The organism is Pseudomonas vranovensis, from assembly GCF_040438935.1.
Taxonomy (GTDB): Bacteria; Pseudomonadota; Gammaproteobacteria; order Pseudomonadales; family Pseudomonadaceae; genus Aquipseudomonas; species Aquipseudomonas vranovensis.
This window is the reverse complement of sequence record NZ_CP159259.1, coordinates 5303285-5328970: the sequence shown is the minus strand read 5'-3', so window position 1 is coordinate 5328970 and position 25686 is coordinate 5303285. Positions and strand designations below refer to the sequence as shown.

Here is a 25686-nt window from a genome sequence, read left to right as displayed (position 1 = left end):
GGCTCAGGCTGCGTCATGGGGCCAGGTCAGGACAAACAGCGCCCCGCCCGCTTCGGCATCGCGCACATCGGCCTGGCCACCGTGCCATTGCGACACCCGGCGAACCAGCGCCAGCCCCAGGCCAAAGCCGCCGGTGCGGCGGTCACGGCTGGCATCCAGTCGCGAGAACGGTTCGAAGATCTTCTCCCGGGCATTGAAAGGCACTCCCGGGCCATCGTCCTCCACCACGATCCGGTACCACTCGCCCTCACGCTCCAGACGCACTCGTACTTCGCGTTCGGCATAGCGAATGGCGTTGCGCAGCAGGTTGATCACCGCCCGGGCCATGAACCGTGGTTCGATGCGGATCGATTGCACCGTGCAGGCATCCAGCACCAGCTGAATACCTGCGGCCTCCGCCTCCAGGGCCACCGCCCCCAGCACACTGTCGATCCAGTTGGCGGCCTGGATGGTTTCGCGCTTGATCTCGGTGGCGCCGCGCTCGAGGCTGGCGTAGGTCAGCAGCTCCGAGACCATTTCTTCAAGGTCGCCGAGGTCGGCATGCATGTCATCGATCAACGCACCGCAGACCTCCTGGCGCGACAGTTGGCGCAATTGCTCAAGCTCGAAGGTCAGCCGGGCAATGGGCGTGCGCAACTCGTGGGACACCGCATTGGTCAGCTCGCGCTGATTGGCGATCAGCCCCTCGATGCGCCCGGCCATCTGGTTGAAGTGATCGGCCAGCTCACGGATGTTGGAGCGGCGCGACAGATGGATACGCGAGCGCAGGTCGTTGTCACCAAAGCGCTGCGCCGCCAGGCGCAGGCCCTCGAGGTCACGCCAGTGCGGGCGCACCCAGAGAAACAGGGCAATGGCAATCAGGGCGGCCAGCATGGCATAGGCACCGATGGTGTAGGCCTCGGTCACCTCGGGCTCTGCGGGCAGGTCGATGCTCAACACTTGCGGGCCGCCATCGATGGTCACGATGAACTGGGTGAAGTCCTTGCGCACCACCAGTTGGTCGCTGACCAACAATGCTTGCTCGCGTTTGTCGAGCTGCAACAGGTCGGTTTCAATCAGCTTCAGGCCAAGGCCGTAATGCGCTTGCAGCTCGGCGAGTTTCTGCGGGCGCGCCCCGCTGTCCAGCGGGCGCAGTTGCTCCACCAGGCTGTAGGCCGGGCCACGCACGGCCTCGCGGTGATACCGCTCAAGCGGCCCATCGAGCAGCCAGGTAAACACATGGTCGACCGCCGTGATCGACAGGGCGAACCCCAGTACCAAGGTGATGTACAGGCCAAGGAACAGACGCAGCATCTACAGCTCCCAGGCGAAGGGATTGAACAGGTAGCCCTTGCCCCAGACGGTCTTGATGCACACCGGCTCGCGGGGGTTGTCGTGGAGTTTGTTGCGCAGCTTGCTGACATAAACGTCGACACTGCGGTTCAGGCCATCGAAGGCGATGCCGCGAATGCGGTTGAGGATGTCGTCACGCGAGAGAATCTGCCCCGCCGAGCTTGCCAGCAACCACAGCAGCTCGAACTCCATGGTGCTCAGCTCGATCAGCTCATCGCCCAGGCGCGCTTCGCGGCTGGCGCGGTCGATGCTCAGGCGCCCGAATTCCAGGCTGTCGCGCCCGGGGGCATCGCTGCCCTGGCGCCGCTGCAACGCACGCAGCCGGGCCAGCAGCACCGGAGGCTTTATGGGTTTGATCACGTAGTCGTCGGCGCCAGACTCAAGACCCAGGATATGGTCCAGGTCATCCTCGCGGGCCGTGAGGATGACGATCGGCGTTGCCGCCTGGCTGCGGATCGCCCGGCACACCTGCAAGCCGCTGAGCCCGGGTAGCATCAAGTCGAGCACCACCAGCGCTGGCTTGAAGGCCAGGAAGGCTTCCAGCGCTTCGTCGCCGCGATGCACGCAATGCACGTCAAAGCCGTGTTCGGCGAGAAAATGCGCCACCAGGCCGGCCAGTTTCAGGTCGTCCTCGACCAGCAGTACCTTGAACAGTCCCGCACTTTCCATGGCGTTTCCAGAGGGTATCGAAGGGTTGAAGAGTATAGATAACGGCCAATCGCCGAGTTTATGTGCCCGGCCCCGGCACGTCTGTGAATAAGTGTTCATGTGCGCTGCACGCTTTTTTACAGCTGCTGCGGCTACCCTGTTCTTTGCTGTGGCGCTGAGCGAGAATCGGCGCCCATGTTCCCGCAGGCTATTGGAGGATGTCGCAGATGAGATCGATGGTAGGGCTGGCCCTGGTGTTGCTGGCATTCGGCGTCCAAGCGCAAGAGGACGAGAGCGCAACGCCGTGCGACAACGTCGAGACTGATCCGCAGGCCTATGAATGCGCCTTGTACAGCCGCCAGAGCGCCGAACGCGAGCTCAATGCCGCCTTCAACGACCAGCTCGATCGCATCAAGGAGCAGTACAGCGGCAAGCCGACGCGGATTGCCGAACTGAGCAAGCGCCTGCGTGACGCCGAGGCGGTGTGGCAACAGTTGCGTGACGCCGACTGCAAGGTCGAGACCTACGCCGAGCAACCTGGCAGCAAGGCGTTTGAAGTGGCCCAGAACACCTGCCTGGCCCAGCGCAGCGATGATCGCTCCGAATACCTGCAATCACTTGGCCTGCAATAACCCCTGACCCGAGGTATGAATGAAAGTCTGCGGAATCGAAATCAAGGGCAGCGAAGCCCTGCTGGCCGTGGTCGCACTGGAGGCTGGAAGCCCGGCCCACCTGGCCGCGGCAACGAAAAAGCTCGGTCTGGAAGACGACGAACTGGCGGACAACGTCAAAGCCTTTGCAAGCCTCGCCCGGCAGTTTGTCAGCGAGCACGGCATCACTCACCTGGCCATCAAGAAGCGCAGCAAGAAAGGCGACTTCGCCGGCGGGCCCACCACGTTCAAGATCGAAGGCATCCTGCAATTGCTGGACGCTTGTGAAGTGGCCCTGGTGTCGCCGCAAACTGTCAGCGCCCAGGCCAAGAAGCACAACATCGAGCCGCCCGCCTCGCTGAACAAATACCAGCACGAAGCCTACAAAAGCGCCTGCGCCCTGCTGCTCACCCGCCGCTGATCGCTGCGGCCTGCGGCTTGCGGTCTTCACGCGGGCAGCGCTCGAAACGCCCGCGATAGCAGCGGGTGAAATAGGACGCCGATTCGAAGCCGCAGGCTATCCCCACTTCCAGCACGCTCATGTCGGTCTGGCGCAGCAGTTGCCGCGCCTTGTCCAGGCGCAGGCGCAGGTAAAAGCCACTGGGGGTGTCGTGCAGGTACAGGCGAAACAACCGTTCCAGCTGGCGCCGGGTGACCTGCACCTGCTCGGCCAGCACCAGGGTATTGAGGGGTTGCTCGGTGTTGCGTTCCATCTCGCCGATCACCTGCACCAGCTTCTTGTTGCTGATGCCGTAGCGTGAGGCGATCTGCATGCGCTGGTGGTCCTGGCGCGGGCGGATACGGCCCAGCACGAACTGCTCCGACACCTGGATCGCCAGCGGTGCGCCGTGGGCCTGGGCGACCAGGTCGAGCATCAGGTCGATGGAGGCGGTGCCACCGGCCGAAGTGATACGCCGCCGGTCCACCTCGAACAACTCCTGGGTCGCCTGCAGCTGCGGGTACGACTCCTTGAAGGCCTCCAGCGCCTCCCAATGCAGGGTCACCCGGTGGCCGTCGAGCAGGCCTGCCTCGGCCAGGACTACCGCACCGGTGTCGATGCCGCCGAGCACCACACCGTCGTGATCGAGCTTGCGCAGCCAGTGCTGCAGCGCAGGTGTGAAGCTACCCAACGGCTCGAACCCGGCCACCACCAGCAAGGTTGCACCCTTGGCGAGCGGCTGCAGCGCGCCATCGGCATTGACCGACATGCCATTGCTGGCCTGCACCGCCCCGCCCTCTATGCTCAACACCTGCCAGCGGTACAACCCGCTGCGAAAGCGGTTGGCCACCCGCAGCGGTTCGATCGCCGAGATAAAGCCGATGGCGGAAAAACCGGGAAGCAACAGAAAGTAGAAATCCTGGGGCATAGCGAACGACTCGACGGCCACGGGTCTGCGGTTAATACCTTGCAGGTCGCCAGTGTGCAAGTGCTGGTCGCCAGGGTGCGATTTTTCCTGGCGATGTGCGCGTAGCTTGATCAGCACGGCACGCAGAGGCCGCCCCTTATAACAATTAGAACTGCCGTTGGAGGAGCCACCATGAACAGATTGATCAGCCGTAGCCTGCTGACGCTCGTCGGTACCGCAATCCTCAGCACCAACGTATGGGCAGCCGAACCCGCTGCTTGCAAGAATGTGCGCCTTGGCGTGGTCAACTGGACCGATGTGATGGCCACCAGTGCCATGACCCAGGTGCTGCTCGACGGCCTGGGCTACAAGACCAAGCAGACCAGTGCCTCGCAACAGATCATCTTCGCCGGCATTCGCGACAATCGCCTGGACATGTTCCTGGGTTACTGGAACCCGATCATGACCCAGACCATCACCCCCTTCATCAAGCAGAACCAGGTCAAGGTCCTCGACCAGCCAAGCCTCGACGATGCCCGCGCCACCCTCGCCGTACCCAAGTACCTGGCCGACAAGGGCCTGAAAACCTTCGCCGACATCGCCAAATTCGAGAAGGAACTGGGCGGCAAGATCTACGGCATCGAGCCCGGCTCGGGCGCCAACACCCAGATCAAGGCGATGATCAGCAAGAACCAGTTTGGCCTGGGCAAATTCCAACTGGTCGAATCCAGCGAGGCCGGCATGCTCGCCGCCGTCGATCGCGCCGTGCGGCGCAAGGAGGCGGTGGTGTTCTTCGGCTGGGCGCCGCACCCGATGAACGTCAACATCGAAATGGCGTACCTGAGCGGCAGCGAAGACGCCCTGGGCCCGGATGAAGGCCGCGCCACAGTGTGGACCGTCACCGCCCCGGATTACGCCGAGCGCTGCCCTAACGTGAACAAACTGCTGACCAACCTGACCTTCAGCGCCGAAGACGAGAGCCGCATGATGCAACCGCTGCTCGAACACAAGGACGCCCTGGCCTCCGCCCGCCAGTGGCTCAAGGATCATCCTGAAGACCAGAAGCGCTGGCTCGAGGGCGTGACCACCTTTGACGGCAAACCGGCTGCCGACAACCTTCAGCTCACTGCCAACTGACTTCATCGCGGGGCAAGCTCCTCACAGGCCTCTGTGGGAGCGGGCTTGCCCCGCGACAACCCCCGACACGCGCCAAGGAACCCCGCCATGAACCATGACGTCATCATCACCTGCGCCCTCACTGGCGCCGGCGACACCGCCAGCAAGAGCCACCTGGTACCGGTTACTCCCAAGCAGATCGCAGCAGCCGCAGTCGAAGCCGCCAAGGCCGGTGCCACCGTGGTCCACTGCCATGTCCGCGACCCACAGACCGGCCGCTTCAGCCGCGATGTGGCGCTGTACCGCGAAGTGATGGAACGCATCCGCGAGTCGGATGTGGACATCATCGTCAACCTCACCGCCGGCATGGGCGGCGACCTGGAGATCGGCCCGGGCGAAACGCCGCTGGAGTTCGGCGCCGGCACCGACCTGATCGGCCCGCTGGAGCGCCTCGCCCACGTCGAGGCGCTGTTGCCGGAAATCTGCACCCTGGACTGCGGCACCCTCAATTTCGGCGACGGCAACAGCATCTACGTTTCGACCCCGGCACAGCTGCGCGCCGGTGCCAAGCGCATCACCGAACTGGGTGTCAAAGCGGAGTTGGAAATCTTCGACACCGGCCACCTGTGGTTCGCCAAGCAAATGATCAAGGAAGGCCTGCTTGACGACCCGCTGTTCCAGCTGTGCCTGGGCATTCCATGGGGGGCTCCGGCCGACACCACCACCATGAAGGCGATGGTCGACAACCTGCCGCCGGGCGTCACCTGGGCAGGCTTCGGCATCGGCCGCATGCAAATGCCCATGGCCGCGCAAGCGGTGCTGCTGGGCGGCAACGTGCGGGTGGGGCTGGAAGACAACCTGTACCTGGACAAGGGCGTACTGGCCAGCAACGGCCAGTTGGTTGAACGCGCCGGCGAAATCCTCAGCCGCCTTGGCGCGCGGGTACTCACCCCTGCCGAAGGCCGCGCCAAAATGAACCTGACCCGCCGCTGAACACTGGAGAGCACGATGAGCTTTATCACCGAGATCAAGACGTTCGCAGCCCTGGGCAGCGGTGTGATTGGCAGCGGCTGGGTGGCCCGCGCCCTGGCCCACGGCCTGGACGTAGTGGCCTGGGACCCGGCACCCGGCGCCGAGACGGCGCTGCGCAAGCGCATTGCCAATGCCTGGCCGGCCCTGGAGAAACAGGGCCTGGCGCCGGGCGCCTCGCAAGATCGCCTGCGCTTCGTCGACACCATCGAGGCGTGTGTGCGCGACGCCGACTTCATCCAGGAAAGCGCACCTGAGCGCCTGGACCTGAAACTCGACCTGCACGGCAAGATCAGCGCCGCGGCCAAGCCCAACGCCCTGATCGGCTCCAGTACCTCGGGGCTGTTGCCCAGCGAGTTCTACGAGTCCTCCACCCACCCTGAGCGCTGCGTGGTCGGCCACCCGTTCAACCCGGTATACCTGTTGCCACTGGTGGAAATCGTCGGCGGCAACAAGACCTCGCCCGAGGCCATCGAAGCGGCGAAAGCCGTCTACACCCGCCTGGGTATGCGGCCCTTGCACGTACGCAAGGAAGTCCCCGGTTTTATCGCCGACCGCCTGCTCGAAGCGCTGTGGCGCGAAGCCCTGCACCTGGTCAACGACGGCGTGGCCACCACCGGCGAAATCGACGACGCCATTCGCTTTGGTGCCGGCCTGCGCTGGTCGTTCATGGGCACCTTCCTGACCTACACCCTGGCCGGGGGCGATGCCGGCATGCGCCACTTCATGTCCCAGTTCGGCCCGGCGCTGCAGTTGCCCTGGACCTACCTGCCCGCGCCGGCGCTCACCGAAGACCTGATCGATGCCGTGGTCGACGGCACCAGCGAACAACTGGGCAAGCGCAGCATCAACTCGCTTGAGCGCTATCGTGATGATTGCCTGCTGGCCGTGCTGGATGCGGTCAAAACCACCAAGGCCAAGCACGGCATGGCCTTCAGCGACTGACCGGAGTGTTGTGATGCCCGCCTTGATCACCTACCAGACCCCAGTCCAGGCGGACTGGGTCGACTACAACGGGCATTTGCGCGATGCCTTCTACCTGTTGATTTTCAGCTATGCCACCGATGCCTTCATGGACCACATCGGCCTGGACAGCGACAACCGCAGCGCCAGCGGGCACTCGCTGTTTACCCTGGAGTGCCACCTGAACTACCTGCATGAAGTGAAGCTGGGCACAGAGGTGTGGGTGCAAACCCAGGTGATCGGCTTTGACCGCAAGCGCCTGCACCTTTACCACAGCCTGCACCGCGAGGGCTTCGACGAAGCCTTGGCGGCCAGTGAGCAGATGCTGTTGCATGTGGACCTGGCGGGGCCCCGCTCTGCGCCCTTTGCGCCTGAGATTGCGCAGCGGTTGCAGGCCATTGTGGATGAGCAACAAGACCTGCCGGCAGCGGCATTCATTGGCCGGGTGATTGGCCTGTAGGAGCGGCGGTGCGACTTGCCCCGCGATGCGATGTGCCTGTGAGATTGCTATCGCGGGGCAAGCCCGCTCCCGCTCAACCCATAAAAAAACCCCGGTAAGCCGTGACGCAACCGGGGTCAAGCAAGAGCATCTGCATGCGCGAAGCGGGAGGTGACCAAACCTTCCTGTAACTGTGCATGGCCCCAGTGTGCAGCCTCCCCGTCCCGATGATTTAGCCGAAAACGACCTGTTCATAGCCAAAGCGGCCATTGCGACATTCTGCCCTTGCCGCGGCCCACCCACGCCCACAGAATCGACTCACGATCACACCTGCAAACAAGGACAACAACCATGATGCATGCGGATTTGATTGATCAGGACGACCTGCTGGGCCAGCTGCGCGCGCTGGGGTTCGAGATGCCGGCCGACGCCAGTGCCGAACAGGCCTGCGAGTGTGCGGTGCGGGGCTTGAGCGAGCCGCGGGCCAAGGCCCTGAAGGGAATGGTCGAGCAGATGTACACCGGTAACGCGACGATTCTGCCGGCGGTGCGCCAGGCCATCGAAAAGCAGCTGTTACCGGCGTTGGCGCAGTTCAACAGTCGCTAAACGCATCACGGGGCAAGCCCGCTCCCACAAGCTCTGTGGGAGCGGGCTTGCCCCGCGGTGAATTCACCCCAATTCAGAGCCTCACACTGGCAAACGTCGACTCGTTGCGCGCCTGGCTCAACGCCGACATCGGCCCTGCCAGCGGCGACAACACCAGTGCCTGTGGAATCGGCATCATCGCCACTTGCTGCGCGGTGTTGGAGCCCACGCGCTCGTCACGTGGCGGAATACCGAAGTACTCGCGGTAGCACTTGGAGAAGTGCGGCGTAGAGACAAACCCGCACACCGACGCCACCTCGATGATCGACATCGGTGTCTGCTTGAGCAGTTGCCGGGCACGGATCAGGCGCAGCTTGAGGTAGTAGCGCGACGGCGAGCAGTGCAGGTACTTCTGGAACAGGCGCTCCAGCTGGCGACGCGACACCGCTACATACACAGCCAGTTCGTCCAGGTCGATCGGCTCTTCCAGGTTGGCTTCCATGAGCGCAACGATTTCCTGAAGCTTGGGCTGGTTGGTGCCCAGCATGTGCTTGAGCGGCACGCGCTGGTGGTCCTGTTCGTTGCGGATGCGCTCGTAGACGAACATCTCGGAGATCGCCGCCGACAGTTCGCGGCCGTGGTCGCGACTGATCAGGTGCAGCATCATGTCCAGCGGCGCGGTGCCGCCAGAGCTGGTGAAGCGGTTGCGGTCGAGGGTGAATAAACGGGTGCTCATGCTCACCCGCGGGAAAGCCTCCTGCATGGCCGCCAGGCACTCCCAGTGCACACTGCAATCAAAACCATCGAGCAGGCCGGCGCAGGCCAGCGCCCAGCTTCCGGTACACACCGCACCCAGGCGACGCGACTGGCGGGCCTGGCTCTGCAGCCACGTCACGTGCTCTCGGGTCACCGTGCGCTGAATGCCGATACCGCCGCAGACGATGACCGTGTCCATGGCGGGCGCCTTGTGCATCGCCGCGTCCGGGGTGATCTGCAAGCCATCACTGGCCCAGACCTGACCGCCATCCACACTCAAGGTGCTCCAGCGATACAGTTCACGGCCCGACAGCTGGTTGGCCATGCGCAGCGGCTCGACCGCAGACGCCAGGGAGATGAGGGTGAAGTTGTCCAGCAGCAGGAAGCCGATGGATTGAGGTGTGCGGTTCTGGGTTGGGGTCCCGGAGTTGTACGACGTCATCGCGGTATCTCCTCACACAATGCAGGGTGCGCCTCAGGCAGGCACGGGCTTTTTTGTCACGGCCCCGATTCGAATGCAGGGGCTTTTGACTATCACAACGCAATTGCCATGCCTGAAATTGAATGGCTATTCAACAAAACCCAAAAACGACGTCGCGCAGCGTCTATCTGGCCCCTGCTTCCAGGCCTGGACACAAACGCAAACGACCGGGCTAGCGCCGGTGCGTAGGAAAAATGAGCAGTTCGGTAGCACTTGTGGGAAGGATGCCCAGAAACGACATGTGACAAATGTCACCCAAGTACTTCAGCCGGGGGTAACAAGCGTTTAAGGCCGGGGTGCCGTGCCGCGCGCCAAAAGGCGGCGCGCGTACAGGTTATGTGCGAAAAAGGCGCAGCGTCTGTAGGGCACTCAGCACTCAATGGCGCTGACGGCCAGGCCACCGCGCGACGTTTCCTTGTACTTGTCGTGCATGTCGGCACCGGTATCGCGCATGGTGCGGATCACCCGGTCGAGGGAGATGAAGTGCTCGCCGTCGCCGCGCAGGGCCATCTGTGCGGCGTTGATCGCCTTGACCGCAGCAATGGCATTGCGCTCGATGCACGGCACCTGAACCAGGCCGCCCACCGGGTCGCAAGTCAATCCCAGGTTGTGCTCGAGGCCAATCTCGGCCGCGTTCTCCAGCTGTGCCGGGGTGGCGCCGAGCACTTCTGCCAACCCTGCAGCCGCCATGGCGCAGGCTGAACCGACCTCGCCCTGGCAGCCGACCTCGGCACCGGAAATCGACGCATTCTTTTTGCACAGAATGCCCACCGCTGCCGCGCCCAGAAAGAAGTCGACCACGTTCGCTTCACTGACTTCATCGCTGAAGCGCATGTAGTAGTGCAGCACCGCCGGAATGATCCCCGCTGCGCCATTGGTGGGCGCAGTCACCATGCGCCCGCCGGCGGCGTTTTCCTCGTTCACCGCCAGGGCATAGAGGTTGACCCACTCCATGGCGCTCAGGGTCGAGCCGATCACATTGGGCTTGTTCAACTCTTGCAGGCTGCGGTGCAGCTTGGCCGCACGACGCTTCACATTCAGTCCGCCGGGAAGAATGCCTTCGTATTTGAGACCGTTTTCGACACAGGCCTGCATGGCGTGCCACAGCTTCAACAGCCCAGCGCGAATCTCCTCTTCACTGCGCCAGACCTTTTCGTTTTCCAGCATCAATTGCGACACGCGCAGGTCGTTTTGCTTGCACAACTCCAGCAGCTCCACGGCACTGTTGAAATCGTAGGGCAACACGGTGTTGTCGGCATCCAACACACCGCTGGCGGCCTGCGCGGCATCGACCACAAAGCCGCCACCAACCGAGTAGTAGGTATCGCGGTGCAGCTCGCCCGATGCGCCTTCTGCGATCAGGGTCATGGCATTGGGGTGGTAGGGAAGGTTCTCGTCCAGCAACAACATGTCGCGGCCCCAGACAAACCCGACTTCGAGCCTGCCATCGAGGAGCAAGGTGTCTGTCTCGCGCAAGGTGGCAATGCGCAGGCCGATCTGCGACGGGTCGATTGCATCTGGCCATTCGCCCATCAGGCCCATGATCACTGCATTGTCGCTGCCATGGCCGATACCGGTAGCCGACAGCGAGCCGTACAGGCGCACCTCGATGCGTCGCACCTGCTCAAGCTCACCGCGCTCACGCAGGCCCTGGACGAACAACGCCGCCGCCCGCATCGGGCCCACGGTATGGGAACTGGAAGGGCCGACGCCGATCTTGAACAGGTCGAACACACTGATGGCCATGCCACCTACCTCCTGATTGAGCAGCCGCCCACAGCCCACGCCAAGGACGGTGCAACTGCTACGCTGATTAGGCGGCAATCCGCCGAATTCGCGCATCATCAGGCTTTTGACCCGAGGTCTGACGTCTGCAACCGACGTGCTCTTGCTCAGCAACGCCGCCAGTTGTCACCCGCGTCCATGCGCCGTTTTTTTACGGTGCAGATGCACTGAAACCACGTTTACGGGGCGGGAAAAATCTGTAAACGACCTCATCGACACTGGATGCGACCCTGTCTGTACTGGATACGACGCACCCTGTAGGCGTTTGATTTTCGCTGTTAGATGATCGGTATCGACTCGATTGCACGGCACCTGTCCCGCTATAGCCCGATAGCCAGGCCCGACCGACTGCAAACCATAAAGCACGGCGGTCCCGTGGGACGTCCGAGAAAAACATCAGGAGTCCATCGTATGAAAGGTTCACCTTCGCTGTTGCTGGCCGCGGCGCTGAGTCTGCCGGTGCTGGCCCAGGCCGCCGAGCCCGAGCAGTGCCATACCGTCAACTTCTCCGATGTCGGCTGGACCGACATCACCGTGACCACCGCAGTCACCAGCGTGGTGTTGCAGTCGCTGGGCTACAAGACCAAGACCACCATGATCTCGGTCCCGGTGACCTACAAGTCGCTGGCCGATGGCAAAAATATGGATGTGTTTCTCGGCAACTGGATGCCAACCATGGAAAACGACATCAAGCAGTACCGCGATGCCGGCACCGTGGAAACCGTACGGGCGAACCTCGAGAACGCCAAGTACACCCTGGCTGTACCTCAGGCGCTGTATGACAAGGGCCTGAAAACCTTCGCCGACATTCCCAAGTTCAAGAAGGAGCTGGACGGCAAGATCTACGGGATCGAGCCTGGCAATGACGGCAACCGCACCATTCAAACCATGATCGACAAGAACGCCTTCGGCCTCAAGGACGCCGGTTTCAAGGTGGTCGAATCCAGCGAGGCCGGCATGCTCTCGCAGGTTGAACGCGCCCAGCGCCGTGACACCGCCGTGGTGTTCCTGGGCTGGGAACCGCACCCGATGAACACCCGCTTCAAGATGAAATACCTGGACGGGGGCGATGACTTCTTCGGTCCCGAATACGGCAAGGCCACGGTGCTGACCAACACGCGCAAGGGCTATGTGCAGGAATGCAGCAACGTCGGTCAGTTGTTGAAAAACCTGTCCTTCACCCTGGACATGGAAAGCACCCTGATGGGCAACGTCCTGGACGACAAAATGAAACCCGACGCCGCAGCCAAGGCCTGGCTGAAAAAGAACCCTCAGGTACTCGATACCTGGCTGGCAGGGGTTACCACCGTTGACGGCAAACCGGGCCTGGAAGCGGCCAAAGCCAAACTGACGCAGTAAGCACCACCTGCGGCGGGTTCGCCCGCCGCAGGCTGTCTTCAATCTTTTGCAGGTGGACGCTCGCTATCATGCTGATCGATCAAAAAATACCACTGGGCCAGTACATCGCAGGCTTCGTCGAATGGTTGACCCAACACGGCGCCAACTACTTCGATGCCTTCGCCGAAGCACTGGAATTGATGATTCACGGGGTGACCGGGGCGTTGACCTGGTTCAATCCTTTCGTCCTGATCGGCCTGGTTGCAGTGATCGCGCACCTGATCCAGCGCAAATGGGCGCTGACCGCCTTCTGCGTGCTGTCATTCCTGCTGATCCTCAATCTGGGTTACTGGCAAGAAACCATGGAAACCCTGGCCCAGGTGCTGTTCGCCACCATGGTCTGCGTGGCCATCGGCGTACCGCTGGGCATCCTCGCCGCCCACAAGCCGATGTTCTATACCGCCATGCGTCCGGTGCTGGACTTGATGCAGACGGTGCCCACCTTCGTCTACCTGATCCCGACACTGACCCTGTTCGGCCTGGGCGTGGTACCGGGGCTGATCTCCACGGTGGTGTTCGCCATCGCCGCACCGATCCGCCTCACTTACCTGGGCATCTGCGACGTACCCCAGGAGCTGCTGGATGCCGGCAAGGCCTTCGGTTGCTCGCGCCGACAACTGCTCTCGCGCATCGAACTGCCCCACGCCATGCCGAGCATCGCTGCCGGCGTCACCCAATGCATCATGCTGTCACTGTCGATGGTGGTCATTGCCGCCCTGGTGGGCGCCGACGGCCTGGGCAAACCTGTGGTCAACGCACTGAACACCGCCGATATCGCCCTGGGCTTCGAAGCAGGTCTTGCGATCGTGCTGCTGGCGATCATGCTCGACCGTATCTGCAAACAACCCGACGCACCGGTAAGGAGTGAAGCATGAGCATTATTCGCTTCGAAGATGTAGACGTTATCTTCTCCAGCCGACCGCGTGAGGCCCTCAGCCTGCTAGACCAAGGCCTTTCGCGGGAGCAGATCCTGAAGAAAACCGGGCTGGTAGTCGGCGTCGAAAAAGCCAACCTGGACATCAACAAAGGCGAGATCTGCGTGCTGATGGGCCTGTCCGGTTCGGGCAAGTCGAGCCTGCTGCGCTGTATCAACGGCCTGAACACCGTCAGCCGTGGCAAGTTGTTTGTCGAGCACGAAGGCTCGCACATCGACATCGCCCACTGCACCCCGGCGGAACTGAAAATGATGCGCACCAAGCGCATCGCCATGGTGTTCCAGAAGTTCGCCCTGATGCCCTGGCTCACCGTGCGCGAGAACATCAGCTTCGGCCTGGAAATGCAGGGCCGCCCCGAGAAGGAACGGCGCAAGCTGGTCGACGAGAAGCTCGAGCTGGTCGGCCTGACCCAATGGCGCAACAAAAAGCCCGACGAACTCTCCGGCGGCATGCAGCAACGTGTAGGCCTGGCCCGCGCCCTGGCGATGGACGCCGATATCCTGCTGATGGACGAACCCTTCTCGGCCCTCGACCCGCTGATTCGCCAGGGCCTGCAGGACGAACTGCTGGAGCTGCAGCGCAAGCTGAGCAAAACCATCGTGTTCGTGAGTCACGACCTGGACGAAGCGCTGAAGCTGGGCAGCCGAATCGCGATCATGAAGGACGGCAAGATCATCCAGTACAGCAAGCCAGAAGAAATCGTCCTCAACCCGGCCGACGAATACGTGCGTACCTTCGTCGCCCACACCAACCCCCTCAACGTACTGTGCGGCCGCAGCCTGATGCGCACCCTGGACAAGTGCAAGCGGATCAACGGCTCGATCTGCCTGGACCCGGGCGGCGATTCGTGGCTGGACCTGGCCGAAGGCAACACCATCAAAGGCGCGCGCCAGGGCGTCAACGGCCTCGACCTGCAGAACTGGGCGCCAGGAGAAGCAGTGGAAGACCTGGGGCGCAAGCCAACCCTGGTCAGCGCCAGCATCGGCATGCGTGAAGCGCTGCAGATTCGCTACCAGACCGGTAACAAGCTGGTGCTTCAGGAAGGGAATTCAGTGGTGGGGATTCTGGGTGACAGCGAGCTGTATCACGCGTTGCTGGGCAAGAATCTGGGGTAAAAAGCATCGCGGGGCAAGCCCGCTCCCACCGGCCTGGTGGGAGCGGGCTTGCCCCGCGATCAGCTTTGCAATTTCAGCGAACGACGATGCCCTGCTTGGCCATGAAGGCCTTGGCTTCAGGCACGGTGTACTCACCGAAGTGGAAGATGCTCGCCGCCAGCACTGCGCTGGCATGCCCTTCGATAATGCCATCGGCCAGGTGCTGCAGGTTGCCCACACCACCGGAGGCAATCACCGGAATCCCCAGCGCATCGCTGATGGCCCGGGTTACGCCCAGGTCGAAGCCGTTCTTCATGCCATCCTGATCCATGCTGGTCAGCAGGATCTCACCAGCACCCAGGCCTTCCATTTTCTTTGCCCATTCAACGGCATCCAGGCCGGTCGGCTTGCGGCCACCGTGGGTGAAGATTTCCCAGCGCGGGGTTTCGCCCGGGCCGGAAACCTTCTTGGCATCGATGGCGACCACAATGCACTGAGAGCCGAAATGCGCGGCAGCTTCGCCGACGAACTCCGGGTTGAACACCGCGGCAGTGTTGATCGAAACCTTGTCGGCACCGGCGTTGAGCAGGTTGCGGATGTCTTGCACGGTGCGCACGCCACCGCCCACGGTCAGCGGGATGAATACCTGGCTGGCCATGCGCTCGACAGTATGCAAGGTGGTGTCACGGCCATCGACGCTGGCCGTGATGTCGAGAAAGGTGATCTCGTCGGCGCCCTGTTCATCGTAGCGACGGGCGATTTCCACCGGGTCACCGGCATCGCGGATATTCTCGAACTTGACGCCCTTGACCACTCGGCCGTTGTCGACGTCCAGGCAAGGGATGATGCGCTTGGCCAATGCCATGGGTCGTTCCTCAGCCTTTGTAGGCGTCGCAGAAGGCTTGCGCCTCGGCAACGTCCAGGGTGCCTTCGTAGATGGCGCGGCCGGTGATCGCACCGATGATGCCTGGCGCCTTGGCGTCGAGCAGGGCCTTGATGTCACCCAGGTTGTGGATACCGCCGGAGGCGATGACCGGGATCTTGGTGGCTTCGGCCAGGGCGGCGGTGAACGGCACGTTGCAGCCCTGCATCATGCCGTCTTTGGCGATGTCGGTGTAGACGATGGCCGAGACGCCGTCAGCCTCGAAACGCTTGGCCAGGTCGATGACCTGCACAGTGCTGACTTCGGCCCAGCCGTCGGTGGCGACGAAGCCGTCCTTGGCGTCCAGGCCGACAATGACCTTGCCCGGGAAGGCACGGCAGGCTTCTGCGACGAACTCGGGCTCTTTCACTGCCTTGGTGCCGATGATCACGTAGCTGACGCCGGCCTTGACGTAATGCTCGATGGTTTCCAGCGAGCGGATACCGCCGCCGATCTGGATCGGCAGGTTCGGGTAGCGCTTGGCAATGGCGGTAACCACTTCGCCATTGACCGGCTGGCCTTCGAAGGCGCCGTTCAGGTCGACCAGATGCAGACGACGGCAGCCGCCCTCGACCCATTTGGCGGCCATGCTCACCGGGTCATCGGAAAAAACGGTGGAATCTTCCATACGGCCCTGGCGCAGGCGTACGCAAGCACCGTCCTTGAGATCGATAGCGGGGATAATCAGCATCTGGAAAACCTGTCTATTCGGTAAACAGTGATGCTCGGGAAGTCAGTTCTTCTCGAGCGCCCACAGGTCGCTTTCGATGCTTTCGAACCTCTCTTTGAGGTGCGTCTGCACATCGAAAATCGCCCTGTTGTAGTAGTGCGGGGCAATCTCTTTGGTGAACACGTCCAGGACCTCGGCCACCTCGAACGACCCAAGCTGCAGCTCGAAGCGGTCTTCAAGAAAGCGCTTGAGTACATCCAGTGCCTCGCGTTCCTGTTCCGGTGCGAGCGTGAGGATCGGTGCCTTGGTCCTGGATTTGCTCATTACCAGCGTCCGTCCCAGGCAGCGAAGTTCTGCAGCAGTTGCAGGCCATGGGTATGGCTCTTCTCCGGGTGGAACTGCACGGCAAAACGCGAACCTTCAGCCAGCGCGGCGGCAAAATCGACGCCGTAGTGACCACGGCCCACCACCTGCACGGCCTTGGCCGCGGTGATGTAGTAGCTGTGCACGAAGTAGAAACGTGCAAGGTCGGGGATGTTGTGCCACAGCGGGTGATCGATGGCCTGGGTGACCTCGTTCCAGCCCATGTGCGGCACTTTCAGGTGCTCGCCGTCTTCGTGCAGGTCCTTGCCGAAGAACTTCACGTTGCCGGGAAACAGTCCGATGCAGTCGACGCCGTCGTTCTCTTCACTGTGATCGAGCAGCGCCTGCATGCCCACGCAGATGCCGAGGAACGGACGGTCCTGGCTGACTTCACGCACCAGGCTGTCAAAGCCCAGGCGGCGGATCTCGGCCATGCAGTCGCGGATCGCGCCAACACCCGGAAATACCACGCGGTCAGCCTCGCGGATCACCGCAGCATCGCTGGTGATCAGCACCTTGCCGGCGCCTACATGCTCCAGGGCCTTGGCCACCGAGTGCAGGTTGCCCATGCCATAGTCGATTACGGCAACTGTCTGCATTACAGGCAACCCTTGGTCGACGGCATCTGACCGGCCATGCGCTCATCGAGCTCGATGGCCATGCGCAGCGCGCGGCCGAAAGCCTTGAACACGGTTTCGATCTGGTGGTGGGTGTTGTGCCCACGCAGGTTGTCGATGTGCAGGGTGACGTTGGCGTGGTTGACGAAGCCCTGGAAGAATTCCTGGAACAGGTCGACATCGAAGCCGCCTACCGAGGCACGGGTATAGGGCACGTGCATCTGCAGGCCTGGGCGGCCGGAGAAGTCGATAACCACACGCGACAGTGCTTCGTCGAGCGGTACATAGGCGTGGCCGTAGCGGCGGATGCCTTTTTTGTCACCGATGGCCTGGTTGAACGCCTGGCCCAGGGTGATCCCGACGTCTTCGACGGTATGGTGATCGTCGATATGCAGGTCGCCCTTGCATTCGATGTCGAGATCGATCAGCCCATGTCGGGCGATCTGGTCGAGCATATGTTCAAGGAAAGGCACACCGATATCGAATCGGGCCTTGCCGCTGCCATCCAGGTTGATCGAGGCCTTGATCTGGGTCTCCAGAGTATTGCGCTCGACGGAAGCCTTACGTTCGACCATCACCAGCTCCGCAAAATCATTGGGCGAAAAAGGCGATCATTATAGGCCCAGATATGTCTGGCATGAAACGAAGATGACATGTGGCAGGGGATTTACCTGGTAAATCCCCCAAATCGCACAAATTTCCGCAGCCGCGGGTCAGTTGAACAGCACCGCCGTCTTCTGCAGCGTCACCCAGATCCCCCAGGCCAGCGGAATGCCCACTACCAGCCAGGCGGCGATCACCAGCGGCAAGGTGCCCGGCGCCGCATGCCACTCCAGCACCCGCGCGCTGCCCTGGTCATGGCCCAGCGCCTGTTCGGCCGCCAGTTGTTCGTCGGTCATGAAGTATTTGTCGGCCACCGGGCGTACCAGCGCGTTGCAGATAAAGCCCAGCACCAGCAAGCCGGCGAGGATGTACAAGGTGATGTCGTACACCGCCGCGCGATCGACCCCCAGCGACAGTTGGTACTCGCGCAAATACGTGATCAACACCGGGCCAAGCACCCCGGCAGCCGCCCAGGCGGTCAGCAGGCGACCGTGAATGGCCCCGACCATCTGCGTACCGAACAGGTCGGCCAGGTAGGCCGGCACCGTGGCAAAGCCACCGCCATACATAGACAGGATGATGCAGAACGCCGCCACGAAGAGGGCGATGTTGCCCACCTGCCCCATGTTCGGCACCAGTGCATACAGGGCAACGCCCAGGGCGAAGAAGGCAAAGTAGGTGTTCTTGCGCCCTATATAGTCGGAGAACGACGCCCAGAAAAACCGCCCGCCAATGTTGAACAGGCTGAGCAGCCCGGTAAAGCCGGCGGCGATGGCGGCGATCTGCGCCAGCTGTGCGGTGTTGAGCTGGCTGAAGGTCAGGTCATTACCCAGCAGTTTGCCGGCAAAAACCTCCTGCAGCAGTGGCGAGGCCATGCCCAGGATGCCGATACCCGCCGAAACGTTCAGGCACAACACCAACCAGATCAGTGCAAACTGCGGGGTTTTCCACGCCACGCTGACATGCACATGGCGGTGGGTGATCATCGCGTTGTTGGCCTTTTTCAGCGGAGCGGTCCAACCCTCGGGCTTCCAGCCGGTGGGCGGCACACGGTAGGCCAGGGCACCGCCGATCATGAAGATGAAGTAGATGACCGCCATCACCACGAAGCTCTGCCATACGCCGACACCTTCAGGGCTGGCGAAGTGGTTCATCAAGGCTGCCGCCAGCGGTGCGCCAACCATGGCCCCGCCGCCAAAGCCCATGATCGCCATGCCGGTGGCCATGCCGCGCTTGTCCGGGAACCACTTGATCAACGTCGAGACCGGCGATATGTACCCCAGGCCCAGGCCGATTCCGCCGATCACCCCCGAACCCAGCCACATCAACCAGAGCTGGTGGGTGTAGATACCCAGCGCCGAAAGCAGTAAACCACCGCACCAGCACAGTGCCGACACCACACCGGCCTTGCGCGGCCCGGCATGCTCCAGCCAACCGCCCCAGACCGCCGCCGAGCAGCCCAGGAACACAAAGAACAGGGTGTAGATCCAGCTCAGCATCGAGATCTGCCAGTCGCAGTCGGCGCTGAACAGGCGGGCAAAGAAGCTCATGTCGGGCGCACAGGCAACCGGCGCGGTGATGCCGACGGCCTGGGACAACGGCAGCCAGAACACCGAAAAACCGTAGGCCATACCGATACACAAGTGGATCGCCAGGGCGGCGGGCGGTACCAGCCAGCGGTTGAAGCCGGGCGTGGCGATAATCCGCTCCTTGGACAGGAAACCCGGGGGGCTGGCTTTGGCGCCTGCCGTGATGCTGTTCATTTGTTGTAGTCCCTCGTAGAAATGGTCAGCTCACGGCTCACGACCTTGGCCGGCAGGCACTGGTCGTCTTATTTGGCACAATTGCCCTGCAAAACGCGACAAAACGCCACAGCAGGACCCGCGAGCGGCGAAAGAGTAGCATTAGCCGCCCGCACTGAAAGCAAGCTGATCCCGTCTTTTGCTCAACAACTGAACCCGTGTGCAAGGAACTGTCATGCCCATCGTTGTCGAAACCCTGACCACTCCCAGCCAGCAAGACCTGCAGGACCTGGCCAGGCTCTATGCCGACGCCCCCGCCTGGATGCTCGCCGGCCCCGAACAGGCCCTGGCCCTGGTCAGCGCAGCACTTGAGGACGGCAGCCTGATCGCCGCGCGATTCAACGATCGCCTGCTCGGCGCTGCCCGCCTGCAGCGTGAGGATGTAGCCTGGCAATTGAGCGACTTGTGCGTACGCTCATTGACCCGGCGCCGCGGCGTCGGGCTGCGCCTGGTCAACGAGGCACAGCGGTTGGCACAAGAAGCAGGGGCTGGGTTGCGTCTGTTTTCAAAGCAGGAAAGCGCTGAGATGAACGCGCTATTGGCACCACTGAACCTGAAGCTGGATGTGGCACAACTGTAGGAAAAATTCCTGACAGCGCGGCATCACTCCAGCGTCAACGACCGCAGCGCTATACTCTGCGGCTGAATTTTAGAAATCGGACTACAAGGACTCGCCCATGAAAGCGTTCGGCAAAATCCTGGGGCTGGTGCTTCTCGGGCTGTTGCTGATCATTGTGGCTCTGGGCTTCGCCCTGACCCACCTCTTCGATCCCAACGACTACAAAGACGAGATTCGCCAGCTGGCACGCGACAAGGCCCACATCGAGTTGACGCTCAATGGTGATATCGGCTGGAGCCTGTTCCCCTGGCTGGGGCTGGAACTGCATGAAGCCAGCATCGCCACCCTGAACAATCCGCAAGTGCCCTTTGCCGACCTGCAGATGCTTGGCCTTTCAGTGCGCGTGCTGCCCCTGCTGCGCCGTGAAGTGCAAATGAGCGATGTGCGTGTCGAAGGCCTGAACCTGACCCTGAGCCGCGACGAGAACGGCCATGGCAACTGGGAAGACATCGGCAAGCCGCTGCCGGCTGCCACGCCGGCACCTGGCGAAGGCACCCCGCCTGCCGCCGATGGCACGGCCCAGGCCGAGAGCAAGAGCGACGCCAGCGACCGCCCTGTGAAGCTGGACATCGACAGCCTGACCGTGAACAACGCCCGGGTGCAGTACACCGATGCCCGCAGCGGCCAGACCTTTGGCGCCGAAAGCATCCAATTGAGCACCGGCGCCGTACACGAAGGCGTGAACATCCCGCTGAAGCTGACCGCCTTCCTCAGTGCCGGCCAGCCAGTGATCAAGGCGCGTACCGAGCTCAACGGCGAGCTGCGCTTTGACCGTCGCCTCAAGCGCTACCAGTTCGAAGACATGAAACTCAGCGGTGAGGCCTCGGGTGAACCGTTGCAGGGCAAGACCATGAGCTTTGCCGCCCAGGGCCAGTTGTTGGTCGATCTGGCAGCCAACGTCGCCGAATGGAACGGCTTGAAGCTGTCGGCCAACCAATTGCGCGCCCTCGGCGAGTTGAACGTGCGTGACTTGGACAAAACCCCCCAGCTGACCGGCGGCCTGTCCATCGCCCAGCTCGACCTGCGCAAGTTCCTCGACAGCATCGGCCGCCCACTGCCGGCCTCGGCCGACGCCACCACCCTGAGCAAGTTCGAGATGGTCAGCCGCCTGCAAGGCAGCCCTACCAGCCTTGCCCTGGAAGACCTGGCAGTAAAACTCGACGACAGCACCTTCAGCGGCCGCCTGGCCGTCGAAGACTTCGCCAAGCAAGCCCTGCGCATCCAGCTCAAGGCCGACAAGTTCGACGCCGACCGCTACATGCCGGTCAAGAGCGAAGCGGCCGCCAGCGCCACGGCGGCGCGTCAGGCCGAGGTCAAGAGCAAGGAAGACAGCGCCCTGGCCACCGCCGGCAACACGCCGCTGCCCGACGCTCCTACCCAGGTGGCCTGGAGCAACGACAAGCTGCTGCCGGTCGACCGCCTGCGTAAAGTCGACCTGCAGGCCGATCTGACCTTCGGCCTGCTGACCCTGGAGAAGCTGCCGATCGAGAACGCCCACCTCAAAGCCCAGGGCCAAGGTGGCCTGATCACCCTCGAAACCCTGAGCGGCGGCCTCTACAACGGCGACTTCGCCACCAAGGGCACCCTCGATGTACGCCCCGCGGTGCCGCAGATTGGCCTGAACACCAAGATCAACCGAGTGCCGGTGGAGCACTTCATCAAGAGCCAGACCGAAACCCCGCCGGTCAAAGGCCTGTTGACCCTCAACAGCGACCTGACCGCCACCGGCAACAGCCAGAAGGCCCTGGTCGACACCCTCAACGGCAACGCCAGCTTCGTCATCAACGACGGCATCCTGGTCAACGCCAACCTTGAACAGCAACTGTGCCAGGCCATCGCTACGCTGAACCGCAAGTCCTTGAGCGGCGAGCCTCGGGGCAAGGACACGCCGTTCCAGGAGCTCAAGGGCACCCTGGTGCTGCGCAACGGCGTCGCCAGCAACCCGGACCTCAAGGCACGCATTCCGGGCCTGACCGTCAACGGTCGCGGCGACCTCGACCTGCGCGTGCTCGGCATGGACTACCGCATCGGCGTGATCGTCGAGGGCGACAAGCGCGACATGCCGGACCCGGCCTGTCAGGTGGGCGAGCGCTACGTGGGCCTGGAATTGCCGCTGCAGTGCCGTGGCCCGCTGGAGCTGGGCGCCAAGGCCTGCCGCCTGGACAAGGACGGCCTGGGCAAGGTTGCCGCCAAACTCGCTGGCGACCGGGTCAGCGAGAAACTGAGCGACAAGATCGACGAGAAGCTCGGTGACAAGGTGAGCCCGGAACTCAAGGATGCACTCAAGGGGTTGTTCAAGCGATGAGCCCCGAGCAGTTTTCCAGCGCCGTACTGGCGTGGTACGACCGTAACGGCCGTCATGACCTGCCCTGGCAACAGGGCATCAACCCGTATCGGGTGTGGGTCTCGGAGATCATGTTGCAGCAGACCCAGGTCAGCACCGTGCTCAATTACTTCGCTCGCTTCATGGAAGCGCTGCCCACCGTGCAGGCCCTGGCCAAGGCACCTGAAGACGAAGTGCTGCACCTGTGGACAGGCCTGGGTTACTACACCCGGGCGCGCAACCTGCAGAAAACCGCGAAGATCGTCGTCGAGCAGTACGGCGGCGAATTTCCCCACGATGTCGAGAAGCTCACCGACCTGCCCGGCATCGGCCTGTCTACCGCCGGCGCCATTGCCAGTATCAGCATGGGCCTGCGCGCGCCGATCCTCGACGGCAACGTCAAGCGCGTGCTGGCCCGCTACACCGCCCAGGAGGGTTACCCGGGCGAGCCCAAGGTGGCCAAGGCGCTGTGGGCCAATGCCGAACGCTACACCCCGCACGCCAGGGTCAACCACTACACCCAGGCGATGATGGACCTGGGCGCCACCTTGTGTACTCGCAGCAAGCCCAGTTGCCTGCTGTGTCCGCTCAAGGTCGGTTGTGAAGCGCACATGCTCGGCCAGGAGATCCGCTACCCGATCCCCAAGCCGCGCAAAGAGCTGCCCCAGCGACGCACCCTGATGCCGCTGCTGGCCAACCCCGAAGGCGCCATCCTGCTTTACCGTCGCCCTTCCAGCGGCCTGTGGGGTGGTTTGTGGAGCCTGCCGGAGCTCGACAACCTGGAGCAGCTCGAAGACCTGGCCGAGCAGCACGGCCTGAACCTGGCTGGCAGCCAGGCGCTGGACAGCCTGACCCACACCTTCAGCCACTTCCAGCTGGCCATTGAACCCTGGCTGGTCCGGGTCGATGACACCCGGGCCCACGTGGCCGAGGCCGACTGGCTCTGGTATAACCTCGCCACCCCGCCGCGCCTGGGCCTTGCCGCCCCGGTGAAAAAACTGCTTAAGCGCGCGGCCGACGTTTTGATTGCAGGAGAGTCGTGATGACCCGCACCGTAATGTGCCGCAAGTACAAAGAAGAACTGCCAGGCCTTGAGCGCCCACCGTACCCCGGCGCCAAGGGCCAGGACATCTATGAGCACATCTCGCAGAAGGCCTGGGCCGACTGGCAGAAAGAACAGACCATGTTGATCAACGAGAAGCGCCTGAACATGATGAACGCCGAGGACCGCAAATTCCTCCAGGGCGAGATGGACAAGTTCTTCTCCGGCCAGGAATACGAGAAGGCCGAAGGCTACGTTCCACCGGCCGAATAACCCCGGAAAATCGTAAGCGACGGAATTAATTTAAAAAATTTTAAAAAAGTCGTTGACGTAAATCCGAAAAACCCTTTTAATGCGCCCCGTTGCCCAGATAGCTCAGTCGGTAGAGCAGGGGATTGAAAATCCCCGTGTCGGCGGTTCGATTCCGTCTCTGGGCACCACTAATACCGAAAACCCCTGAATCGCGAGATTCAGGGGTTTTTCATTTGCGCCGCAAAAAGCGCCGTCGTTGACCACCGTCAATACGCCCCCGCCCCATCGCCGTAAGCTGCCTGGTGGATACCCGAAAACCAACAGGCCCCCAATGAGCGAAGATTCCACAGCCCTGCCCCTGCCCTTGCCCGCTACCGAAACACCCGCGAGCACCAGCACGACTACACCGCGCAAGACCGCTACCCCCCGCCCACGTCGCCCGCGCGCCCCACGCCCCCCTGCGACCGCCAGCACCGACGCGCCGATCAGCACCATCAGCCAGCAGCCGGCCGCACTCAAAGTCGCCTCGGCCCCACGCGGCTCGAATGAAGACAGTACCTCGGCCAGACTGCCCGCCAGCTACCCCTACCGTACCCGCATGCGCCGTGCCGAGTACGACAAGGCCAAGCACGAACTGCAGATCGAGCTGCTCAAGGTACAGAGCTGGGTCAAAGACACCGGCCAGCGCATCGTCGTGCTGTTCGAAGGCCGTGACGCCGCGGGCAAGGGTGGCACGATCAAACGCTTCATGGAGCACCTGAACCCGCGCGGCGCACGCATCGTGGCCCTGGAGAAGCCTTCTGAGCAGGAAAAGGGCCAGTGGTACTTCCAGCGCTATATCCAGCACCTGCCCACCGCAGGTGAAATGGTCTTCTTCGACCGCTCCTGGTACAACCGCGCCGGCGTCGAGCGGGTGATGGATTTCTGCACGCCGCTGCAGTACCTGGAATTCATGCGCCAGGCGCCCGACCTTGAACGCATGCTCTGCAACAGCGGCATCCTGTTGTTCAAGTACTGGTTCTCGGTGAATCGCGAAGAACAGCTGCGCCGCTTCATCTCCCGACGTGACGACCCGCTCAAGCACTGGAAGCTGTCGCCTATCGACATCAAGTCGCTGGACAAGTGGGACGAGTACACCGCGGCCAAAGAGGCAATGTTTTTCCACACCGACACCGCCGATGCGCCGTGGACAGTGGTCAAGTCCGATGACAAGAAGCGCGCACGGATCAACTGCATCCGTCACTTCCTGCATTCGCTGGACTATCCGGGCAAAGACCTGCGCGTGGCCCATCATCCCGACCCTTTGTTGGTGGACCGGGCATCGCGGGTGCTGGTGGAAGAGGACCGTAGTGAGGGTGTACAGCCGCTGGCCACCCATTCGTAGCTTGGGTTTCCCGGCCAACTGCGATTCAATACGCAAAACCTTACGACTCAGGATTCACCGATGGCCTCCAACAGCAAACAACAGAAACGCGCCAAGCGCGCTGCCGCCAAGGCTCGCGAAAACCGCATGGTGCGTAGCGGCCAGGCGGTCAAGAGCAGTGGCGAAAGCTCCAGCGCAAGCGTTGAGCAGGTGTTCAACAAGGCAATGGACTCGGGCAGCTACGACGCCCTGTTCGAGAAGATGAAGACCGCTCAGGAAGGCGGGCTGGTGTCGCTGATCTCGGTGTTCCTGGTTGACCCGCTGCTGGCCCTGGTGCTCAAGGGCCACAAGGAAGAACACGCTACCGACTACATCGTCATGGTCTTCACCGCCTACCGCAAATGGCTGGACGGTGCAGACGAAGACACCACCATGGCGTGGCTGGAGAGCGACGAGTTCCAGGAGGCCTACATCTCGGCCTCTGAGGCTGTGGCCAAGACTCAGCAGAAGCAGTTCGGCTGAGTTTCGCGGGGCAAGTCGAGACGTCACACCG

The 25686-nt window shown here is 62.5% G+C and carries 27 protein-coding genes and 1 tRNA gene; 17 read left to right on the top strand and 11 right to left on the bottom strand.

What is annotated here, in order from left to right:
* Window positions 1–3: 3 nt before the first annotated feature.
* Both ABVN19_RS24635 and ABVN19_RS24630 read right to left on the bottom strand, forming a co-directional pair.
* Window positions 4–1293, bottom strand: a complete 1290-nt coding sequence (locus tag ABVN19_RS24635; RefSeq protein ID WP_105641437.1) for an ATP-binding protein — start codon at window positions 1291–1293, stop codon at window positions 4–6.
* Complete coding sequence (locus ABVN19_RS24630) at window positions 1294–2001, bottom strand: winged helix-turn-helix domain-containing protein (RefSeq protein WP_105641436.1); 708 nt, start codon at window positions 1999–2001, stop codon at window positions 1294–1296.
* Between the two features lie 206 nt (window positions 2002–2207).
* Between ABVN19_RS24630 and ABVN19_RS24625 the strand changes: the two genes are divergently transcribed.
* On the top strand, window positions 2208–2612 hold the full coding sequence (locus ABVN19_RS24625) for a lysozyme inhibitor LprI family protein (RefSeq protein ID WP_028942246.1): 405 nt from the start codon (window positions 2208–2210) through the stop codon (window positions 2610–2612).
* 19 nt (window positions 2613–2631) lie between these two features.
* A complete protein-coding gene (locus tag ABVN19_RS24620; RefSeq protein WP_028942247.1) occupies window positions 2632–3051 on the top strand; it encodes a DUF3010 family protein in 420 nt (139 codons plus the stop codon).
* On the opposite strand, the gene ABVN19_RS24615 is transcribed toward ABVN19_RS24620, so the two are convergent.
* Window positions 3038–3997 (bottom strand): GlxA family transcriptional regulator, encoded by a 960-nt coding sequence (locus ABVN19_RS24615; RefSeq protein ID WP_028942248.1) that lies wholly within the window; start codon window positions 3995–3997, stop codon window positions 3038–3040. The two genes, ABVN19_RS24620 and ABVN19_RS24615, sit on opposite strands and share 14 nt — an antisense overlap.
* A 171-nt stretch (window positions 3998–4168) precedes the next feature.
* Between ABVN19_RS24615 and choX the strand changes: the two genes are divergently transcribed.
* The 5 genes from choX (at window position 4169) to ABVN19_RS24590 (ending at window position 8129) form a co-directional block, all read left to right on the top strand.
* Entirely contained in the window at window positions 4169–5113 is a 945-nt protein-coding gene (gene choX / locus ABVN19_RS24610) for a choline ABC transporter substrate-binding protein (protein WP_028942249.1), read from the top strand.
* An 87-nt stretch (window positions 5114–5200) separates the two neighbouring features.
* Window positions 5201–6085 carry a 3-keto-5-aminohexanoate cleavage protein gene (locus ABVN19_RS24605; RefSeq protein ID WP_028942250.1) on the top strand — a complete coding sequence of 295 codons (885 nt, stop codon included), beginning with the start codon at window positions 5201–5203 and terminating at the stop codon, window positions 6083–6085.
* A gap of 15 nt (window positions 6086–6100) precedes the next feature.
* A complete protein-coding gene (locus tag ABVN19_RS24600; protein WP_105641435.1) occupies window positions 6101–7066 on the top strand; it encodes an L-carnitine dehydrogenase in 966 nt (321 codons plus the stop codon).
* A gap of 13 nt (window positions 7067–7079) precedes the next feature.
* Window positions 7080–7544, top strand: coding sequence for a thioesterase family protein (locus ABVN19_RS24595; RefSeq protein ID WP_028942252.1), 465 nt, complete (start codon window positions 7080–7082; stop codon window positions 7542–7544).
* Between the two features lie 330 nt (window positions 7545–7874).
* Window positions 7875–8129, top strand: a complete 255-nt coding sequence (locus tag ABVN19_RS24590; RefSeq protein ID WP_028942253.1) for a hypothetical protein — start codon at window positions 7875–7877, stop codon at window positions 8127–8129.
* A 73-nt stretch (window positions 8130–8202) separates the two neighbouring features.
* Here the strand turns inward: ABVN19_RS24590 and ABVN19_RS24585 are convergent, their stop codons facing one another.
* Entirely contained in the window at window positions 8203–9306 is a 1104-nt protein-coding gene (locus ABVN19_RS24585) for a GlxA family transcriptional regulator (RefSeq protein ID WP_028942254.1), read from the bottom strand.
* A gap of 408 nt (window positions 9307–9714) precedes the next feature.
* Window positions 9715–11091, bottom strand: coding sequence for an L-serine ammonia-lyase (locus tag ABVN19_RS24580; protein WP_028942255.1), 1377 nt, complete (start codon window positions 11089–11091; stop codon window positions 9715–9717).
* Window positions 11092–11541: 450 nt separating this feature from the next.
* Between ABVN19_RS24580 and ABVN19_RS24575 the strand changes: the two genes are divergently transcribed.
* From ABVN19_RS24575 to choV, 3 genes are all read left to right on the top strand, one after another.
* A complete protein-coding gene (locus tag ABVN19_RS24575) occupies window positions 11542–12489 on the top strand; it encodes a choline ABC transporter substrate-binding protein (RefSeq protein WP_028942256.1) in 948 nt (315 codons plus the stop codon).
* 65 nt (window positions 12490–12554) lie between these two features.
* Window positions 12555–13403 carry a choline ABC transporter permease subunit gene (gene choW / locus ABVN19_RS24570; RefSeq protein WP_177431039.1) on the top strand — a complete coding sequence of 283 codons (849 nt, stop codon included), beginning with the start codon at window positions 12555–12557 and terminating at the stop codon, window positions 13401–13403.
* Window positions 13400–14578, top strand: a complete 1179-nt coding sequence (gene choV, locus ABVN19_RS24565) for a choline ABC transporter ATP-binding protein (RefSeq protein WP_028942258.1) — start codon at window positions 13400–13402, stop codon at window positions 14576–14578. The genes choW and choV overlap by 4 nt, the downstream gene beginning before the upstream one ends.
* Before the next feature lie 73 nt (window positions 14579–14651).
* On the opposite strand, the gene hisF is transcribed toward choV, so the two are convergent.
* The 6 genes from hisF to ABVN19_RS24535 all read right to left on the bottom strand — a co-directional run bounded on the left by hisF (window position 14652) and on the right by ABVN19_RS24535 (window position 19495).
* Window positions 14652–15422, bottom strand: a complete 771-nt coding sequence (gene hisF, locus ABVN19_RS24560) for an imidazole glycerol phosphate synthase subunit HisF (RefSeq protein WP_010221324.1) — start codon at window positions 15420–15422, stop codon at window positions 14652–14654.
* A 10-nt stretch (window positions 15423–15432) separates the two neighbouring features.
* Window positions 15433–16170 (bottom strand): 1-(5-phosphoribosyl)-5-[(5-phosphoribosylamino)methylideneamino]imidazole-4-carboxamide isomerase, encoded by a 738-nt coding sequence (gene hisA, locus ABVN19_RS24555; protein WP_028942259.1) that lies wholly within the window; start codon window positions 16168–16170, stop codon window positions 15433–15435.
* A gap of 42 nt (window positions 16171–16212) precedes the next feature.
* A complete protein-coding gene (locus ABVN19_RS24550; RefSeq protein ID WP_105641434.1) occupies window positions 16213–16473 on the bottom strand; it encodes a DUF2164 domain-containing protein in 261 nt (86 codons plus the stop codon).
* Complete coding sequence (gene hisH / locus ABVN19_RS24545) at window positions 16473–17111, bottom strand: imidazole glycerol phosphate synthase subunit HisH (protein WP_028942261.1); 639 nt, start codon at window positions 17109–17111, stop codon at window positions 16473–16475. Before hisH ends, ABVN19_RS24550 begins: the two co-directional genes overlap by 1 nt.
* The gene (gene hisB, locus ABVN19_RS24540) at window positions 17111–17704 is read right to left on the bottom strand and encodes an imidazoleglycerol-phosphate dehydratase HisB (RefSeq protein WP_028942262.1); all 594 of its coding nucleotides are present in this window, start codon (window positions 17702–17704) and stop codon (window positions 17111–17113) included. Before hisB ends, hisH begins: the two co-directional genes overlap by 1 nt.
* 138 nt (window positions 17705–17842) lie before the next feature.
* Window positions 17843–19495, bottom strand: coding sequence for an OFA family MFS transporter (locus ABVN19_RS24535; RefSeq protein ID WP_105641433.1), 1653 nt, complete (start codon window positions 19493–19495; stop codon window positions 17843–17845).
* Window positions 19496–19709: 214 nt separating this feature from the next.
* Between ABVN19_RS24535 and panM the strand changes: the two genes are divergently transcribed.
* From panM to ABVN19_RS24500, 7 genes are all read left to right on the top strand, one after another.
* Window positions 19710–20114, top strand: coding sequence for an aspartate 1-decarboxylase autocleavage activator PanM (panM, locus tag ABVN19_RS24530; RefSeq protein WP_028942264.1), 405 nt, complete (start codon window positions 19710–19712; stop codon window positions 20112–20114).
* A gap of 97 nt (window positions 20115–20211) precedes the next feature.
* The gene (locus ABVN19_RS24525; RefSeq protein WP_105641432.1) at window positions 20212–22458 is read left to right on the top strand and encodes an AsmA family protein; all 2247 of its coding nucleotides are present in this window, start codon (window positions 20212–20214) and stop codon (window positions 22456–22458) included.
* Window positions 22455–23519, top strand: a complete 1065-nt coding sequence (gene mutY, locus ABVN19_RS24520; protein ID WP_105641431.1) for an A/G-specific adenine glycosylase — start codon at window positions 22455–22457, stop codon at window positions 23517–23519. Before ABVN19_RS24525 ends, mutY begins: the two co-directional genes overlap by 4 nt.
* A complete protein-coding gene (locus ABVN19_RS24515) occupies window positions 23519–23791 on the top strand; it encodes an oxidative damage protection protein (RefSeq protein WP_028942267.1) in 273 nt (90 codons plus the stop codon). Before mutY ends, ABVN19_RS24515 begins: the two co-directional genes overlap by 1 nt.
* Before the next feature lie 91 nt (window positions 23792–23882).
* A tRNA-Phe gene (locus ABVN19_RS24510) sits at window positions 23883–23958 on the top strand.
* A gap of 143 nt (window positions 23959–24101) precedes the next feature.
* Window positions 24102–25154: a polyphosphate kinase 2 gene (gene ppk2, locus ABVN19_RS24505; protein ID WP_105641430.1), complete on the top strand. Its 1053-nt coding sequence runs from the start codon at window positions 24102–24104 to the stop codon at window positions 25152–25154.
* Window positions 25155–25214: 60 nt separating this feature from the next.
* The gene (locus tag ABVN19_RS24500; RefSeq protein ID WP_105641429.1) at window positions 25215–25655 is read left to right on the top strand and encodes a hypothetical protein; all 441 of its coding nucleotides are present in this window, start codon (window positions 25215–25217) and stop codon (window positions 25653–25655) included.
* Window positions 25656–25686 lie beyond the last annotated feature (31 nt).